Below are 15,735 nucleotides of genomic sequence, written 5' to 3'. Positions count from 1 at the left end.
ATTTATAAAATTTTAATTATTTTCTAAAATTCACCAATTGTTTGAAAAATCCTTTAATCCCTTGAGCTTTAACCTCTTTATTTTCGCTATTGTTTTCATTAACTAATTTTTGAGCTATGTTATTAATGTTTTTTGTTGCTATACTCTTAGGAAAAGCCTCAATAAAAACTTCTTGTCTCTTTATACCCTCTTCAACCATAGGTTCTTTAACCATATGTCCTAGTATATTAATATTAAGATCTAAAAATTTCTCACTAACTAATTTAAATTTTTCACCTACTAATAAACCTTCTGATTTGTTGTTAACCTTATTAATAACCACCTGAATATTACCATTAAATCCAAATCTCACCGCACTTTTAACAACACCATATGCATCAGTAAGTGATGTAGGCTCAGGGGTGGTTACAATTAAAACATCATCTGATGATAATATAAAGCTAAGTACATTATTGGATATACCAGCACCAGTATCAACAATCATATAATCAAATTCACTATCAAGGCTACTCATCTGTATTAGAAGTCTCTTGAGTTCATGTTCTTTTAGATTAGCAAGCTCAATTATGCCAGATCCTCCTGGTATTAATTTCAATCCATTAGGACCTTCTACCATAATATCTTTAATACTTTTACTGCCTTGCACAACGTCAAGTAGATTATAGTTTGGTGTAATACCCAACATTATATCTATATTTGCTAACCCTAAATCTGCATCCATTAAAACTACCTTTTTATTCATCAGACATATACTTAATGCAAGATTTATCGCAAGTGTACTTTTGCCTACACCACCTTTCCCACTAGCAACAACAATTACTCGGCTCCTTAGTATTTTACTACTTAACTCATTTTCTAATTGAGTTCCCATTTCTAGAGCCATTTGTCGTATTTTATCTGCTTGGTCTTTCATGGCTCTCTTCCTTTCTAATAACTTTATTAGCAAATCTTAATCCATCTGGAACTTCTATATCATCAGGAACATTTTGGCCAGTAGTAAAATATGCCACTGGTTTATTTATCTCATATATTACATTTAAAAGATGTCCATAGTTTTGAGTTTCATCCAATTTTGTAAATATTAGTTTGTCAACTCCTAGTTCATTGAATTTTTCATAAATATTAATAAGCTCTGTTGAACTAGTTGTAACACTTAAAACTAAAATACTTTCATCTGGTTTAGCTACTTCCATAAACTCTTTAAGTTCATTCATGTGCTCTAATTTATAAGGACTACGACCTGCTGTATCAATAAATATTAAGTCTTTATCATTAAAATATTGTAGTGAATCATGTAAATCTTTAGGATTAAATATAACTCTAATAGGAATATCTATTATTTCAGCAAAGGTTTTAAGCTGTTCTGCAGCTGAAATTCTATAAGTATCAAGCGTTATTAATGCAACATCTTTTCCTTCTATAAATGTAGAATTAGCAGCTAATTTTGCTATTGTAGTAGTTTTACCTACACCAGTTGGACCGACAAAGACAATTACTTTTGCTTTACTATTCTCTGTTAATTCTATGGGCCTAATATTTCTTAAGTACTCTTTTATTGTATTTAAGCATAGTTCTTCAAATTCGATATCGTTATTAGTTTCGTTTGATAGCCGTAATTGGATATTATTTATTATTTCAAGTGCAATTTCTTTGTCCACATTTTCTTCTATTAATGAATTATAAAAATTTTGTAACGGTTCTGATAAACCTTTAATTACTTCTAAATCATACATTTTTGATTTTACATCTGACATTATATCCTTCATTTTATGTAGTTCACTTACTATTTCGTTATCCTTAGGTGGTTGGTTTAGTAGATTTTTAAATTCATCGCTTATTTTATTATCTTTAGCGCTTGGACTATTAGATTTATTACTTAAATTATCCCTTTCAATTTTTACATCATCATCAATACCTACTGTTACTTCTACTTTTGTACTTGAGAATAAACCCAAAAATCCTCCTTTTTTAACCTTTTTGGTATATAGTATTATTGCTTCACTTCCCATTTCTCTTTTAGCTTGCATTATTGCTGTTTGAAAATCATCGGCTACAAACTTTTTTATTTTCATACTGACACCATCCCTAAAACCTCAACCTCTATGTTATTATCTATTTCATTATATGAAAGTACCGTTAAACCAGGCATAAATCTATCTATTAAACGCTTAAAATAAATTCTTAACACTGGTGCACATAGTATTATTGGACTAACACCTCTACTAGTAAGCTCTTGGTAATGTGCTGTTAAATTATCTATCATTGTCTGAGCTATTTCAGGATCAAGAGCTAAATATGAACCAAATTCAGACTGCTGAACAGATTCGCGCAATTTATCTTCTAAATTAGGATCTATTGTTAATACACTAATTTTATTATCTTCAGAATATTGATTACTTATCTGACGTTTTAGAGATTGACGTACATACTCACTCAAAACATCAGTATCCTTGGTTAATTTAGAGTAGTCAGCCAAAGTTTCAAGTATAGTAATAATATCTCTAATAGATATTTGCTCTTTTAAAAGGTTTCCTAAGACTTTTTGTATTTCACCTAAACTTAATAAATCTGGTATTAGTTCTTCTATAACTGCTTGATTTTGCTCTTTAACATAATCAATAATGCCTTGAACTTCTTGTCTACCCAATAACTCAAAGGCATGTGATTTAATAACAGATGTGATGTGTGTTGCTAAAACAGACGGTGGATCCACCACTGTATATCCTTTTAATTCAGCACTATCTTTTTCATTGGTATCTATCCACTTGGCAGGTAAATTAAATGCCGGTTCAATAGTATCAATTCCTGTAATCTCCGTATCATTTTCAATATCAGGACCAATTGCTAGATAATTGTCTAAGATTAATTCACCTGAAGCTATAACCATACCCTTAAGCTTAATAGAGTATGAATTAGGCTTAAGTTGCATATTATCACGAATTCTTATTGGAGGCACAACAAAGCCTAATTCAACAGCACATTGTCTTCTAATCATTACAATTCTATCTAAAAGATCTCCCCCTTGATCTGCATCAACAAGAGGAATCAATCCATAGCCTAATTCCATTTCCATTTTTTCAACTTGTAATAGTTCCATAACATTTTCAGCCTTCTTAACTTCTTCAGCCTCTTGAATATCCTCTGGTTCCTCTTCTTCTACAATTTCATCTTCTGTTTTTCTAAAAACAAAAAACATAATGGCAAAAAGAACAGCTAATGTATACATCGGAAAGGTGGGTAATCCAATAGTACCAAGCACAAAAAGAACTACTGCTACTATCCCCATCGTATTGGGAAAGTTAAGGATTTGGGTGGTTAATTGTGTACCTAACCCTGTTTCAGATATACTTCTGGTTACTACAATACCTGTTGCTGTTGATATAAGTAATGCAGGAATTTGGGTTACTAGCCCATCACCTACTGTTAGAATTGTGTAAGTTCCAGCAGCTTGAGAAAAATCCATTCCCATTTGTGCCATACCTATAACTAAACCACCGACAATATTTATTATAATTATAACTATACCTGCTATGGCATCACCTTTAACAAATTTACTAGCTCCATCCATAGAACCATAAAAATTTGCTTCTTTTTGTATCTTTTCACGTCTTTCACGTGCCTGTTCTTCGTTTATTAACCCAGCATTTAAATCTGCATCTATAGCCATTTGTTTACCAGGCATAGCATCAAGAGTAAATCTAGCTGCTACTTCTGAAGCTCTTTCTGCTCCTTTGGTAATAACAATAAATTGTATAACAACTAGAATTAAAAATATAACTAAACCTACAACGGTATTACCACCTATTACAAATGATCCAAATGCCTCAATAACTTGACCTGCATCTGCATCTAATAATATTAGCCTAGTAGTTGAAACATTTATTGCTAATCTAAATAAGGTCATAATTAGTAATAATGCAGGAAAAACTGAAAAATCTAGTGGATCATTGTTAAATATAGTTACCATTAAAATTATTAATGCAAAAGTTATGTTAAAAGTTATTAATATATCTAATATGCCTGTTCTTAAAGGCACTATCATCATCATAACTACACATATAACAATCATAGCAATTAAAACATCACTATAATCGGTTATTCTATCTGTTAAACTAGTCCTACTTAGCATATGTTCCTCCCACTATAGGACAATTTTTTTCTGTTTATATACAAAGGCTAGTACTTCAGCGACAGCTTGATATAAGTCCTCAGGAACCTCATCACCAATCTCTGCATTATAAAATAAAGTCCTAGCTAATGATGGGTTTTCTACTATTGCTATATCATGCTGAGCACCTATTTCTCTGATTCTTAATGCAATAAAGTCTTGTCCTTTAGCTATAATTATTGGAGCATCCATATCTGAAATCTGATATTTTAAAGCTACAGCAAAATGTGTAGGATTAGTTATTATAACATCAGCATCAGGAACCTCACTCATCATTCTTTTCATTGCTGCTTCACGTTGTATCTGTCTTTGTTTTGATCTAATTAAGGGATCTCCTTCTGTTTGCTTATGTTCTTGTTTTACATCATGCTTACTCATTTTTAGGGATTTTTCATATTCATACATTTGATATAAAAAATCTAGGATTCCAATTATTATAAAAACTAAAGCTGCTTTTAGTGCTATCTCAAATAATATAATTGATATTATTCTTATTGTTGCTATTAATTCCATGTCAACAAAGCGAGGAAAAATATAAAAATATTTCATAATTGTTGTATATACTATAAATCCTATAGTAATGACTTTAACCAAGGATTTAAATAACTCTACTAATGCTCTTTTAGAAAAAATCCTTTGAAAGCCTTTTACAGGATTAAGTCTTTCTAATTTAGGTTTTAGTGGTTCTCCACTAAAAATAAATCCCACCTGTAGATAGTTAATAATTAATGCTGTTACAAAGGTGGTTAAAAATATCGGGAATAAAGTTTTAGCAAGTAATATTAATACTTCTATTAATAAAAAATACACATACTCATTCGTAAATTCATGGTTTGTTCTTTCTAATAGGTAAAAAGTAGTAAATTCTTTTACATTATCAATCATATAAGGAAAAGTTAAAAAAACTACAGTTGCTCCAGCAACTAATATAATAGCTGAATTAAGATCATTACTTTTAAAAACCTGACCTTTTTTTCTAGCTTCTTCCCTACGCCTAGGTGTTGCCTTTTCAGTTTTTTCACCAGTATCGCCTTCTGCAAAAAGCTGTAGATCTAATAAAAAATATTTATTAACTTCCATAATACTCCCTATAAGCCCATACTAAATATAATGCGATCAAGGTACTCAAAAAACCTAGCAAAAAGTATTCCCATAAACCATATATAAACAGGTAGTACCATCAACAAGATAACTAATCCCATGAATATTTTAAGTGGAAGTCCAACTATAAAAACATTCATTTGAGGGACTGTTCGTGCTATAAATCCCATAGAAACATCAGTTATTAATATTGCCATTACTACTGGTGCTGCTATTTTAATTGCAACAACAAACATATAAACGGTAGTTTCAATAATTAAGTTGTAAAAATTAGCACCTAGATTTAGTCCCATTACGGGTATAAACTGATAACTTTGGACAATTGCTTGTAATAGATAATGATGACCATTCATACCCAAATAAAGTAATAAGGCAATTATATATTTAAAGTTACCCATTAACGGTATTGAAGTACCGCTTTGTGGATCAACAACGTTTACAATCATAAAACCCATTTGCTTATCAATTAACTGTCCTGCTAATTGAATAGCTGCAAATGCAATATAGGCAACAAAGCCTATTGTAAAACCAATAAATATTTCAACAACTAAAGCAGCAATAATTATTCCAGGATTATCTAGGCTTACTAAAAAACTAACCGGGACAAAATAAGCCATAGTTGCTGAAAGAATAACTATAATTAAGACTTTAACGGTACCGGGCACTTGGCGACTATTAAATACTGGTGCACTAATAAATAAACCCGATAGTCTACCTAAAATCATTAAGAATCCTTCTAAAGCAAACGGCATGCTAATCTACCGCCTATTCTTACATAGTAATTAGTTCTGGAATTGATACATATAACTCAATTGCAAAACTTGTTATAACATTCATCATCCATGGACCAAACAAAACAATAATTAGTAAAACAGCTATTATTTTAGGTACAAAAACTAAGGTCATTTCTTGAATCTGAGTTGTAGCTTGCATAATAGCTATTAATAAACCGGTTAATAATGCTGCTGCAAGGATAGGGGTTGCAACTAATAGTGCTGTTAAAACACCTCTGTTTGCTATACCTAATACTACATCTTCAAACAAAGTTAATTACCCCTTCCCGTCAGAAACTAAGCAGTAATGATTGAATTACTAGGTTCCATCCATCTACTAATACAAATAATAATACCTTAAATGGCAATGAAATCATCATGGGAGGAAGCATCATCATCCCCATACTCATTAACGCACTGGCAACAACTATGTCTATTATTAAAAATGGAACAAAAATAATAAATCCTATCTGAAATGCCGTTTTTAATTCACTAATAACAAATGCTGGTATAAGTACATAATTTGGTATATCGTCATAATTTTCAGGTCTATCTAATTCTGCCATCCTTACAAATAATGCTAAGTCCTTTTCTCTTGTTTGCTCAAACATAAAAGTTCTCATTGGTTCCATTGCCGTTTCATAAGCCTCTGTTTGGTTTATTTCACCCTCAAAATACGGCTGTAATGCGTGTTCATTTACTTGTTGCCATGTTGGAGCCATAACAAAAAATGTTAAAAACAAAGCTAAACCTATTAAAACCTGATTAGGAGGCATTTGTTGAGTAGCCAGTGAACTTCTAATAAATGCTAATACAACAATAATTCTAGTAAAGCATGTTAAAAGTACTAGTATGGCGGGTGCTAAAGCTAATACAGTTATTAAAATAATTAACTGTAAAACAGTTGATAAATTTTGAGGGTCATCACCCTCCCCACCAATTTGAAGGTTAATATCAGGTACTTGGATTGGTTGAGCTAATACTGGAGACGTTAAAAATGAAATAATTATTAACGCAATTGTTAAAATCCCTAATATTTTTAAGCATGGTACAAACTTTTTAGCTATTTTCATCTTTATTACTCCTGCTACCCCTGATATCCCCACTATTAAATGAACCATTTGATAGTTCATCAAGTTTTTTAGTATGACTCTCCATAATATTCTTAAAATCCTTACGGGACTTTACAGAAAGCTTCTCCATTCCAAAAAAACTTCTAAGCTTGTGATTTAAATCATTGAATTTTTTATTATTTGTTAGATCATCCTCGGCTTGATTTTCGCTAATATCTTCTAATAATTTTGGATTGTCTACTTCAAACAACATGTTGATATTATTATCTGTTATACCAATGGCATAAATTTTGCCGCCAACTTCACATAAGACTATTCCTCGATTTTGTCCTAGCATCACCTCATCAACCACATTAATCCATGTACCTTGTGTTTTAGAATTACCATATCTAGAAAACAATCTAACTAATGACCATGCTGCACCGATTATTAATCCTAAAACTATAATTAGTTTTAAAAACTCTAAAACTAAGTTTTGGTTCTCAATATTTGTTTGATCTTGTTGTTCTAACTCTCTGTTTAGTTCACTTAAATCAACAGCTAAGGAAGTATCACAGTTAGTAAAAACAAATATTATAATTAGTAACCCTAATATTAATTTTGATTTATTAGTTAGTTTAAACATTACTTCACATCCAGAGAGATAAACTATTCAATAGCTTTACTTACTGCCTCTAACACTCTTTCAGGCTGAAATGGTTTAACTATAAAGTCTTTAGCCCCTGCTTGAATAGCATCGATTACCATAGCTTGCTGTCCCATAGCACTACACATTATTATTTTAGCATTAGGATCCTTGGACTTAATTTCTTTTACTGCTGCAATTCCATCTTTTTCAGGCATAGTTATATCCATTGTTACTAAATCAGGCTTTAGTTCATCAAATTTTTCAACCGCTTCAATACCATTTTCTGCTTCCCCAATTACTTCATAGCCATTTTTAGCAAGAATATCTTTAATCATCATCCTCATAAAAGCCGCATCATCAACTATCAATACTTTTTTACTCATTGTTACCCTCCCAATACCTTATTGTAATTTATTCATTCTATCCATTGGACTAATTATTGTGGTTATACGTATACCATAACTTTCATCTATAACAACTACTTCTCCTTTAGCTATTAGTTTTCCATTAACCAAAAGGTCAACAGGTTCACCTGCAAGTTTATCGAGTTGTATAATTGATCCTGGATTTAGTTCAAGTATTTCTTTAATTGTTTTACGAGTTTTACCTAGCTCTACAGTTACATCTAAAGGTACATCCATTATAAGACCAATATTTTGTGGTAACGGCTCTATGTTATCTTCATTAAGAGGAGCAAATTGAACTGGTTGTACTGAAACCTGCTCTCCTTTTTTAATATTAGATGGTATATTTTGATATGCTTGGTCTGCCCACATCTGTTGTTTGCCTTGATTTTGTTCTAAATTATTTTGCTCAACCTGTGTATGTGCAACATCCTTTGGATGCTGACTTTGGTGCTCTATCTCTGAATCCTGCTCTATTGATGGCTGTTCAGTAACTGTTGCAGTATTTAATTTTTCAGCACTATTATCCATCAAATTACCGATCATACTTTTTACTGCTTCAATAGGTATAAGTTGCATTATTTCACTGTTTATAAGGTTTTCTATTTCCATTTTAAATTTAATTTGTACAATATCATCAAAATCACTTGAAAGCTCAAGTGGTTCTTCCCCTAGATTTACTAAAGTTAACTGGGGAGGTGTTATATCAATTTTTTTATCATACATGGAAGACAAACTTGTAGTTGCTGAACCCATCATTTGATTCATAGCCTCACTTACTGCACTAAGTTTTATTTCATCTAATGAATAATCCTCACAAGTACCATCCCCACCCATCATCAAATCTGATATAACACTGGCATCTTCTTCCTTTACTATAAGAATATTAGAACCACTTAAGCCATCAGTATATTTCACCTCTACTACTAAATAAGGGAGAGGATAATCATTTTGTAACTTATCTTTATTAATAACTGATACATTAGGTGTGGTTATAGATACTTTTCTGCGCAGTAACGTTGAAAGCGTTGTAGCCGCAGTACCCATACTAATATTTCCTATTTCTCCTAATGCATCTTTTTCAAAATCATTAACAAGTTCAGAAAAATCCTGGGATTTTTCTTTCTCATTTTGCTCTGTATTATTGGTTAACTCACCATTTAAAAGAGCATTTATTTCTTCTTGGGAAAGGATACCATCATCACTCATTTTCATTTCCCTCCTCTAACACTTTAGTAATTTGTATTGAAGATTTATTATTATGGATACCAGGTTTACCAAGAAATTTTGTTCTTTGGCCTATTATTACTTCAATTTCATCACCGATATTTTTGTTTACTGGTACTACATCACCAACACTTAGTTCTAACAAATCTTTTACTGTTATAACTGTTTCCCCTAAAACAACCTTTATCGGTAAAGCTGTGTTTTGTAATTTTTGTTTTATTGTAGTCTCATTTTCTGGTGACTTCTTTTGGTTTGATGATTGTGCATAATAATAATGTACACTTAGTTTTTCAATGATTGGTTCTAAAACTATAAATGGTATGCACATATTTATCATACCAAGCTCATCATTCATTTTCACTTCAATAGATACTATTATCATTATTTCTCCAGGGGAAACTAATTGTGTAAACTGAGGATTAGTTTCTATCCTTTCTATTACTGGATCTAGCTCTATAATACTTTCCCATGGTTCCTGAAGTGCATCTAGCATTTTTTGTCCTAGCTTTTCCATAACTGTTAGTTCTATTTCAGTTAGTCCTCTAATTTTAGGGGGAACTATTCCTGGTCCTCCTAGGAGCCTATCTAGAAATGTAAAGCCTAAATTGGGATTAATTTCTAAAATTGCACTACCTTCTAAAGGATATAATGAAAATATACTAAAAATAGTAGGATTGGGAATAGAACGAATAAACTCATCATATGTTAGCTGTTCTACTGATAAAACTTCCATTTGCAGTGGTGCTCTTAAATGAGCTGATAAATATGTTCCCAGTGAACGAGCATAATTCTCATATATAACCTGGAGTGTATGAATTTGATCTTTTGAAAACTTATTAGGTCTTCGAAAATCATATAATTTTACTTTTTTCTTGGTCTGCTCTTCCTTTAATTCATTTGCATCTACTGAACCAGTACTTAGAGCAGATAGCAAATCATCAATTTCATTTTGAGAGAGAACATCGCTCATTATAACCCTCCTTACGGTTATAACTACTGCATAATGAAATCAGTAAAATACACATTACTAACAGCATTAATGCCTACTTTAGAATTAACCACTTCTTTAATCTCTTGCCTTAAACTTCCCCAGTTACTTGCATCAAAATCTGCTACATTTTTTGACGAAAGTATAGTTAAAATGCCATCTTTTATAATTGGCATTCGTTCTTCTATAGACTCTTTAGCTTTTTCATCAGTTATTTCTACATATATTTCAATTTTCAGGTATCTACTTCCTGCAATGTCATTAATATTAGTAGTAAATTGATCTATTAATACTAAATCACCAGTTGCCAATTTTTCTTGTTCTGTATCTTCATCAGGTAAAAGTGGTTTTAGTGCACTTTGCATCATAAAGTAGGAGGCACCCATAGCTATTAAAAAAACAATTAATCCAGCTAGAATTATTTTAAAATTTAATCCGGACTTTTTTTCCGTTGCTTCAGTTTTATTCTCTTCAGCCATTTGCCTCTCCCCTTACCTTTTTAAAACTGTATTAGTACTTTTGCGAAATTTTATTATTCTTTCGGTTATTCTTTTAGCAGACTCTTTTACAACAAATTTCTTACCTGTAGTAAGAGTAATAACCGTATCTGGTGTTTCTTCAATGAACTCTACTAAATCAATATTTACCATTACTTTTTGACCGTTTAGTCGGGTAAGATAAATCATATTCTATCTCCTTGTCCTTTAGACGCAAGCCGAGTAAATTTCTCTCGGTTTTTGTCTGTTTTTTATATTTCCATCCCCCACTGGTTAGTGGAGGATGGTTTTTTATAGACGCGGACTTCGCGGCCTTTTTAGACTTACGCAGACTATTTTTATAATATTTATTTGCTTCGTAAATAAGGTTTTTACAGTAGAATCAATTATTTATTTTGGTAGATAGTTTTTATCTTTTTAGATTAGTTAGCTCTTGTAACATTTCATCAGAGGTTGTTATTAGTCTAGAGTTAGCTTGGAAACCTCTTTGGGTTACTATCATGTCAGTGAATTCTTCGGATAAATCTACATTTGACATTTCAAGTGAACCGGGCATTATAGAACCCATACCCTGATCTGCAGGGGCACCTATATTAGCATCCCCAGAGTTGTTAGTTACCTGATAAAGATTATTTCCTTCTTGCTGTAATCCAGTAGGGTTTTGGAAATTAGCTAATGCTACCCTAGCTAAATTTCTAATCTCACCATTATCATAAACCCCTAATACAGAACCATCTGCACCCACATCAAAACTAGTTAAATCACCAGATGTATAACCATCCTGATGCTCAGCCCAAGCAGTTGAGCTAGAATTATATTGGGTAAGATCACTGAAGTCAATTTCTATTTCTCTAACATCATCATCATTTCCAAAGTCAATTTCGTTATCATCTTGAATTTTTAATGTGGCTGATGTGCCTACAGGTAATTTTCCGGTATCTTGGTCAAATGGAAGCTCTGTAATAGTATCTGATTCGTTACTAGGGTTAAGTTCATCTACATCATCTATATCCCCAAAATCTGGATCTAAAGAAACCTGACAACCCCATGTGATTCCATCATCACCGCCATCAAATTTATAAAACCTAAAATAAACAATTTCTTCATCACCTAATGAATTATACATTTCTTTAGAGGTTACAACCGAGTTTTCATTATTAAAAATAACACTACCTTCTTGATCTGGTTGAAAAACAAAATTTTCATCTTCACCTTCATTTATAGCCCTTAATGTCGAATCTAGATTCCCTGTAAAAGTCATTTCCGTAGTTGCCCTTGGTTCTACTGATCTAAGGTCTTGTATATCAATATCTTCGGGTGGAGCTACTGTATCAATATTCCAGTTTTCATCAGCATTCCAGCCTTGTACTTTAAAACCATCGGCAGTAGTTACTAAATTGCCATTTCGGTCAAAGTCAAAGCCTCCTGCTCTTGTATAGTAACGCTCATTGCCATCTTCAACTATAAAATAACCATTTCCATCTACAGCCATATCTGTGGTTTTACCAGTTGACTGAGCTGGTGCTGGAGTGTGGATTTGGTCTATACTAGCAACTTGCATTCCTAAACCTACTCCCATGGGGTTAGTTCCTCCACGTGCATCTGTTGGGCTTGAACCTCCCCGCATTGTTTGATACAGGGTATCTTGGAATAATACTCTACTTTTTTTAAAGCCATTAGTATTTACATTGGCTATGTTATTACCTATTACATCCATTTTCGTCTGGTGATTTTGTAATCCGGAGACACCAGCATACATTGAACGCATCATATTATATATGACCTCCCCTTATATTTTGTTGTTATTTTGTTTTCTAGGATGTTTCTATCATTCCACATCCAAAGGGCTTCCTTTTGGAGGTCCAGCCCTATACAATTACTGCACTGTCTATATTAGTAAATACATTCTCTTTTAAGTTAGTTCCATCTACTGCTGTTATAATGGTATTATTCTTAATACTTACTACAAATGCTAAATCATCCATAAGTACAAGTGAGTCTTTTGAGCCTTTTTCACGAGCCTTTACAACTGCTTCTTCTATTTTATTCATGTCATTTTCTGTTAGTTCAATGTTTCTCGATTGTAATCGCTGTTGTGCATGGTTGGAAATTTTAAGTTCTCCCTCAATTTTCTTTTGTAGGATATCATTAAATGAAGTTTTAGGCTCTGTCTTTTTATTATCAATATCCTTCTTGGTTTTATCTGTTCCTATTGGTTGAACTGGTTTTTGAGGAAAAAATATTTTATTGTTTACCATACCCATCACCCTCTTCTATTTGCTGCCTATCATCTAATCGCTCAAGAATAGCTGCTAATAATTGTTCGGTATTGTTTGAACCTTCTCCTACTTCAACTACTTCATTAGCTTTTATTTCATGTAAGTTAGAGGTACCTTCTTCTCTAACCACACAATATGGTATTCCTTCTTTGACAACTACAGACTCTACTTTTCCTGTTAAAACCGGACTACCTGATTCATCATCTGTACTCCACTCCGGGTTATCAAATGCTATATTTTTACCGATTAATGTAGTTGATTGCTGCATTAGCATACCTGGAAGTAATTCTTCAGTAATTTTGCTATTAAAGTTTTCAAATGACGTATTTAAGTTTTGCATCTGTTCAAGCGAACTAAATTGCGCCATTTGTGCTATAAACTCACGATCTTCCATAGGCTTTAAGGGATCTTGATACTTAAGCTGAGTTATTAATAATTTAAAAAAATCATCTTTACCTAAAATCCCATGATCTTTGTCAACTTTTTTAGTCTCATTTGCACCTTCAGAAGCCTTTAACCATGGAGCTGCTGTTTTATCATTGTAAACTGCTGGCACTTATTACACCTCCTTTTATACAACGAAATTGACCTGTTTGTTTACCAAGAACTCATCAGAAGATCGTATGTCATAATCTAGGTCTTCTTCATGGTCAAATATTACATCAATTAGCTCTTCTTCTACGTCTTCTATTTCGTCATCTTGTAATTGTAAAAAGCCTTGATTTTGTTTTGACTCCTGTTGTTGCCATTGCAATAATTGTTGAGCTTCTTCCTGATCAGGAGAATTATTGCCATTGTTATTAATCCCAACATTAACTTCTGTGCGTTCTACTCTTAAACCATTTGCCTCTAAAGTTTGTCTTAGAGTATTCATATTTGCTTCTAAAAGTTGTTTTACATTATGACTTTCAGTAACAAATCTTGCTGTAACAATACCTTCTTCAACTGAAATTCTGATAAACATTTTACCTAAAAACTCAGGCTTTAATTGAATCTGCATTTCAGAAGAATTTTGGTTTACCATTAACTGAGCATTTTGAACAATCTGTTGTATTACTTCTCTTGCTGCTGGTGCATTATTGGTTGTGCCATTCATAAAAAACATTCGGTTGCTATCACTATTTACTAATCGTGTATTATTATTGTTTAACGTATTAGTAATTTCTTCATTAATTACTGCACCTCTTACGTCAGATGAGCTTGCTCTAGTATCAGATTGGGTTAAACCTAATCTCCTGCTTTCCATATCAATAACCTTTCTAGTATTACTTTCCTTTTTCTGCACCTGCTTTTCTGAAGATACATTTTTTACTGATGAAGGAAATCTAATTTGGGAATTTTCTCTGGATTCTGTTCTATTTTCCCTATTATTATTTTTGATATTTCTAGGCAATTGTGTCTTTGCATCATCTTTTTTCACCTTTAACTCAACATCAGCTTTCTTGCCTTCATTTGATGTAGAAATTTTATTAGCAATTAGTCTAGCAATTGTTTGATTAATTAATTGATTGCTTTGTTTTTTTTGTGATTTAAAGTTTTTTTCTTCTGTTAATCCTTTATCTTGTATTAATTTAAATAAAAGGGCTTTTACTTCACTAATTTCTTCATTGTTTTTTGCATCTTCATTGTCTACTAACACATCAGTTAAAGATATTTCCTTTAATAACTCGTTAAGTAAATCTTCAATTAATTCCTCTAGCAAATCATCAGGTATTTTATCTCCTACTAATATTTTTACCTCTTTTTTAATAGTTTCTTTGCATATTAAGTTAAGTTGTTCTACATCAATAGCCTTTTTATCATCGGTATCTACCTGATTGCAAGTTTGCTTTAAACAATTATTAAAAGAGTTGCCATCTTTTGTTTTAAAAGCACTTTCTCTGCATCTTGTGTTTTCTACATCTGCTTTTGTTTGGGAATTATTTATATCCCTAGAAGGCTTTGCGTTTTGCATAACAGGCACTTCTATCAACCCGTCTCACCTCCCTCCTTTGCTTTATTTTTTATGATGAAACTACAACACTTTATGGTGATGTAATTAACATCTGCTCACTAATAGTTACTGCTTTATCTCTATCCATATTTTGAAGTATTGAGGCTGCTAACTCTCTTTCCATTTCTGATAATATACCTATTATATCTTCATCTTCTAATTCTGATATTATTTCTGCTGCATCACCTGTTCTCATAGCTGAATAATAGGTAGCCATATCTCTATAAGTTGCTCTTTGTCCACTTAATTCTTGTCTTAAGCTCTCTAATTCATCATTTAGTTCACTAATCTCATCCTCTAATAGTTCTTGTTCTTGTAATTGTCTGTTCAATTGATTTTCTAGCTGTATATTAGCCTGCATTTGTTCTTGTAACTCATTCTCTTTTTCGTCTAAAGTCATATTTGTTTCATCGTATAATCTTTGTAGTTTCTGAAGCTCAGTTTCTTCGGTTTCTCCATTTGCAACACCACCAAGTACAGGGATATCCTCAACAAAATTTGGCCTCTCCACTATGTCAAAAGTAAAAACTAAATATACAGCAAGCAATATAATAGCTATACCCATAATAGATATAAGAATTTTTTTAATCATATTCAAGAGAAA

The 15,735-nt window shown here is 32.1% G+C and carries 18 protein-coding genes; all 18 read right to left on the bottom strand.

The annotated features are described in order from the left end of the window. Positions 1 to 16 precede the first annotated feature (16 nt). On the bottom strand, positions 17 to 913 hold the full coding sequence (locus tag SYNTR_RS02870; RefSeq protein ID WP_156203107.1) for a MinD/ParA family protein: 897 nt from the start codon (positions 911 to 913) through the stop codon (positions 17 to 19). Further along, a complete protein-coding gene (gene flhF / locus SYNTR_RS02865; RefSeq protein WP_156203106.1) occupies positions 894 to 2,072 on the bottom strand; it encodes a flagellar biosynthesis GTPase FlhF in 1,179 nt (392 codons plus the stop codon). The genes SYNTR_RS02870 and flhF overlap by 20 nt, the downstream gene beginning before the upstream one ends. Further along, positions 2,069 to 4,129 carry a flagellar biosynthesis protein FlhA gene (flhA, locus tag SYNTR_RS02860; RefSeq protein WP_156203105.1) on the bottom strand — a complete coding sequence of 687 codons (2,061 nt, stop codon included), beginning with the start codon at positions 4,127 to 4,129 and terminating at the stop codon, positions 2,069 to 2,071. The genes flhF and flhA overlap by 4 nt, the downstream gene beginning before the upstream one ends. A 12-nt stretch (positions 4,130 to 4,141) precedes the next feature. Beyond that, complete coding sequence (flhB, locus tag SYNTR_RS02855; protein WP_197079167.1) at positions 4,142 to 5,248, bottom strand: flagellar biosynthesis protein FlhB; 1,107 nt, start codon at positions 5,246 to 5,248, stop codon at positions 4,142 to 4,144. Positions 5,249 to 5,256: 8 nt separating this feature from the next. Continuing rightward, entirely contained in the window at positions 5,257 to 6,021 is a 765-nt protein-coding gene (fliR, locus tag SYNTR_RS02850; RefSeq protein ID WP_156203103.1) for a flagellar biosynthetic protein FliR, read from the bottom strand. A 19-nt stretch (positions 6,022 to 6,040) separates the two neighbouring features. Further along, positions 6,041 to 6,313 carry a flagellar biosynthesis protein FliQ gene (gene fliQ, locus SYNTR_RS02845; RefSeq protein WP_156203102.1) on the bottom strand — a complete coding sequence of 91 codons (273 nt, stop codon included), beginning with the start codon at positions 6,311 to 6,313 and terminating at the stop codon, positions 6,041 to 6,043. Between the two features lie 19 nt (positions 6,314 to 6,332). Further along, positions 6,333 to 7,115, bottom strand: a complete 783-nt coding sequence (gene fliP / locus SYNTR_RS02840) for a flagellar type III secretion system pore protein FliP (RefSeq protein ID WP_156203101.1) — start codon at positions 7,113 to 7,115, stop codon at positions 6,333 to 6,335. Further along, the gene (gene fliO / locus SYNTR_RS02835; protein ID WP_156203100.1) at positions 7,102 to 7,740 is read right to left on the bottom strand and encodes a flagellar biosynthetic protein FliO; all 639 of its coding nucleotides are present in this window, start codon (positions 7,738 to 7,740) and stop codon (positions 7,102 to 7,104) included. The genes fliP and fliO overlap by 14 nt, the downstream gene beginning before the upstream one ends. Before the next feature lie 23 nt (positions 7,741 to 7,763). After that, positions 7,764 to 8,126 carry a response regulator gene (locus tag SYNTR_RS02830; protein ID WP_156203099.1) on the bottom strand — a complete coding sequence of 121 codons (363 nt, stop codon included), beginning with the start codon at positions 8,124 to 8,126 and terminating at the stop codon, positions 7,764 to 7,766. A gap of 18 nt (positions 8,127 to 8,144) precedes the next feature. Continuing rightward, positions 8,145 to 9,356: a flagellar motor switch phosphatase FliY gene (fliY, locus tag SYNTR_RS02825; protein ID WP_156203098.1), complete on the bottom strand. Its 1,212-nt coding sequence runs from the start codon at positions 9,354 to 9,356 to the stop codon at positions 8,145 to 8,147. After that, a complete protein-coding gene (gene fliM, locus SYNTR_RS02820; RefSeq protein ID WP_156203097.1) occupies positions 9,349 to 10,344 on the bottom strand; it encodes a flagellar motor switch protein FliM in 996 nt (331 codons plus the stop codon). The genes fliY and fliM overlap by 8 nt, the downstream gene beginning before the upstream one ends. A 23-nt stretch (positions 10,345 to 10,367) precedes the next feature. Next, positions 10,368 to 10,841, bottom strand: a complete 474-nt coding sequence (locus SYNTR_RS02815; protein WP_156203096.1) for a flagellar basal body-associated FliL family protein — start codon at positions 10,839 to 10,841, stop codon at positions 10,368 to 10,370. 12 nt (positions 10,842 to 10,853) lie between these two features. Beyond that, positions 10,854 to 11,048: a flagellar FlbD family protein gene (locus SYNTR_RS02810; protein WP_156203095.1), complete on the bottom strand. Its 195-nt coding sequence runs from the start codon at positions 11,046 to 11,048 to the stop codon at positions 10,854 to 10,856. A 220-nt stretch (positions 11,049 to 11,268) separates the two neighbouring features. Beyond that, positions 11,269 to 12,630 (bottom strand): flagellar hook protein FlgE, encoded by a 1,362-nt coding sequence (locus tag SYNTR_RS02805; protein WP_156203094.1) that lies wholly within the window; start codon positions 12,628 to 12,630, stop codon positions 11,269 to 11,271. A gap of 97 nt (positions 12,631 to 12,727) precedes the next feature. Then, positions 12,728 to 13,117, bottom strand: a complete 390-nt coding sequence (locus SYNTR_RS02800) for a TIGR02530 family flagellar biosynthesis protein (RefSeq protein ID WP_156203093.1) — start codon at positions 13,115 to 13,117, stop codon at positions 12,728 to 12,730. After that, positions 13,104 to 13,694 carry a flagellar hook capping FlgD N-terminal domain-containing protein gene (locus SYNTR_RS02795; protein ID WP_156203092.1) on the bottom strand — a complete coding sequence of 197 codons (591 nt, stop codon included), beginning with the start codon at positions 13,692 to 13,694 and terminating at the stop codon, positions 13,104 to 13,106. The genes SYNTR_RS02800 and SYNTR_RS02795 overlap by 14 nt, the downstream gene beginning before the upstream one ends. A 15-nt stretch (positions 13,695 to 13,709) precedes the next feature. Beyond that, on the bottom strand, positions 13,710 to 15,101 hold the full coding sequence (locus tag SYNTR_RS02790) for a flagellar hook-length control protein FliK (protein WP_243140254.1): 1,392 nt from the start codon (positions 15,099 to 15,101) through the stop codon (positions 13,710 to 13,712). Between the two features lie 61 nt (positions 15,102 to 15,162). Then, positions 15,163 to 15,723 (bottom strand): MotE family protein, encoded by a 561-nt coding sequence (locus tag SYNTR_RS02785; protein ID WP_243140253.1) that lies wholly within the window; start codon positions 15,721 to 15,723, stop codon positions 15,163 to 15,165. Positions 15,724 to 15,735 lie beyond the last annotated feature (12 nt).

Source organism: Candidatus Syntrophocurvum alkaliphilum, from assembly GCF_009734445.1.
GTDB classification, from domain to species: Bacteria; Bacillota; Syntrophomonadia; order Syntrophomonadales; family Syntrophomonadaceae; genus Syntrophocurvum; species Syntrophocurvum alkaliphilum.
The sequence above is the reverse complement of the archived record's forward strand: the minus strand, read 5'-3'. Positions and strand labels throughout refer to the sequence as shown.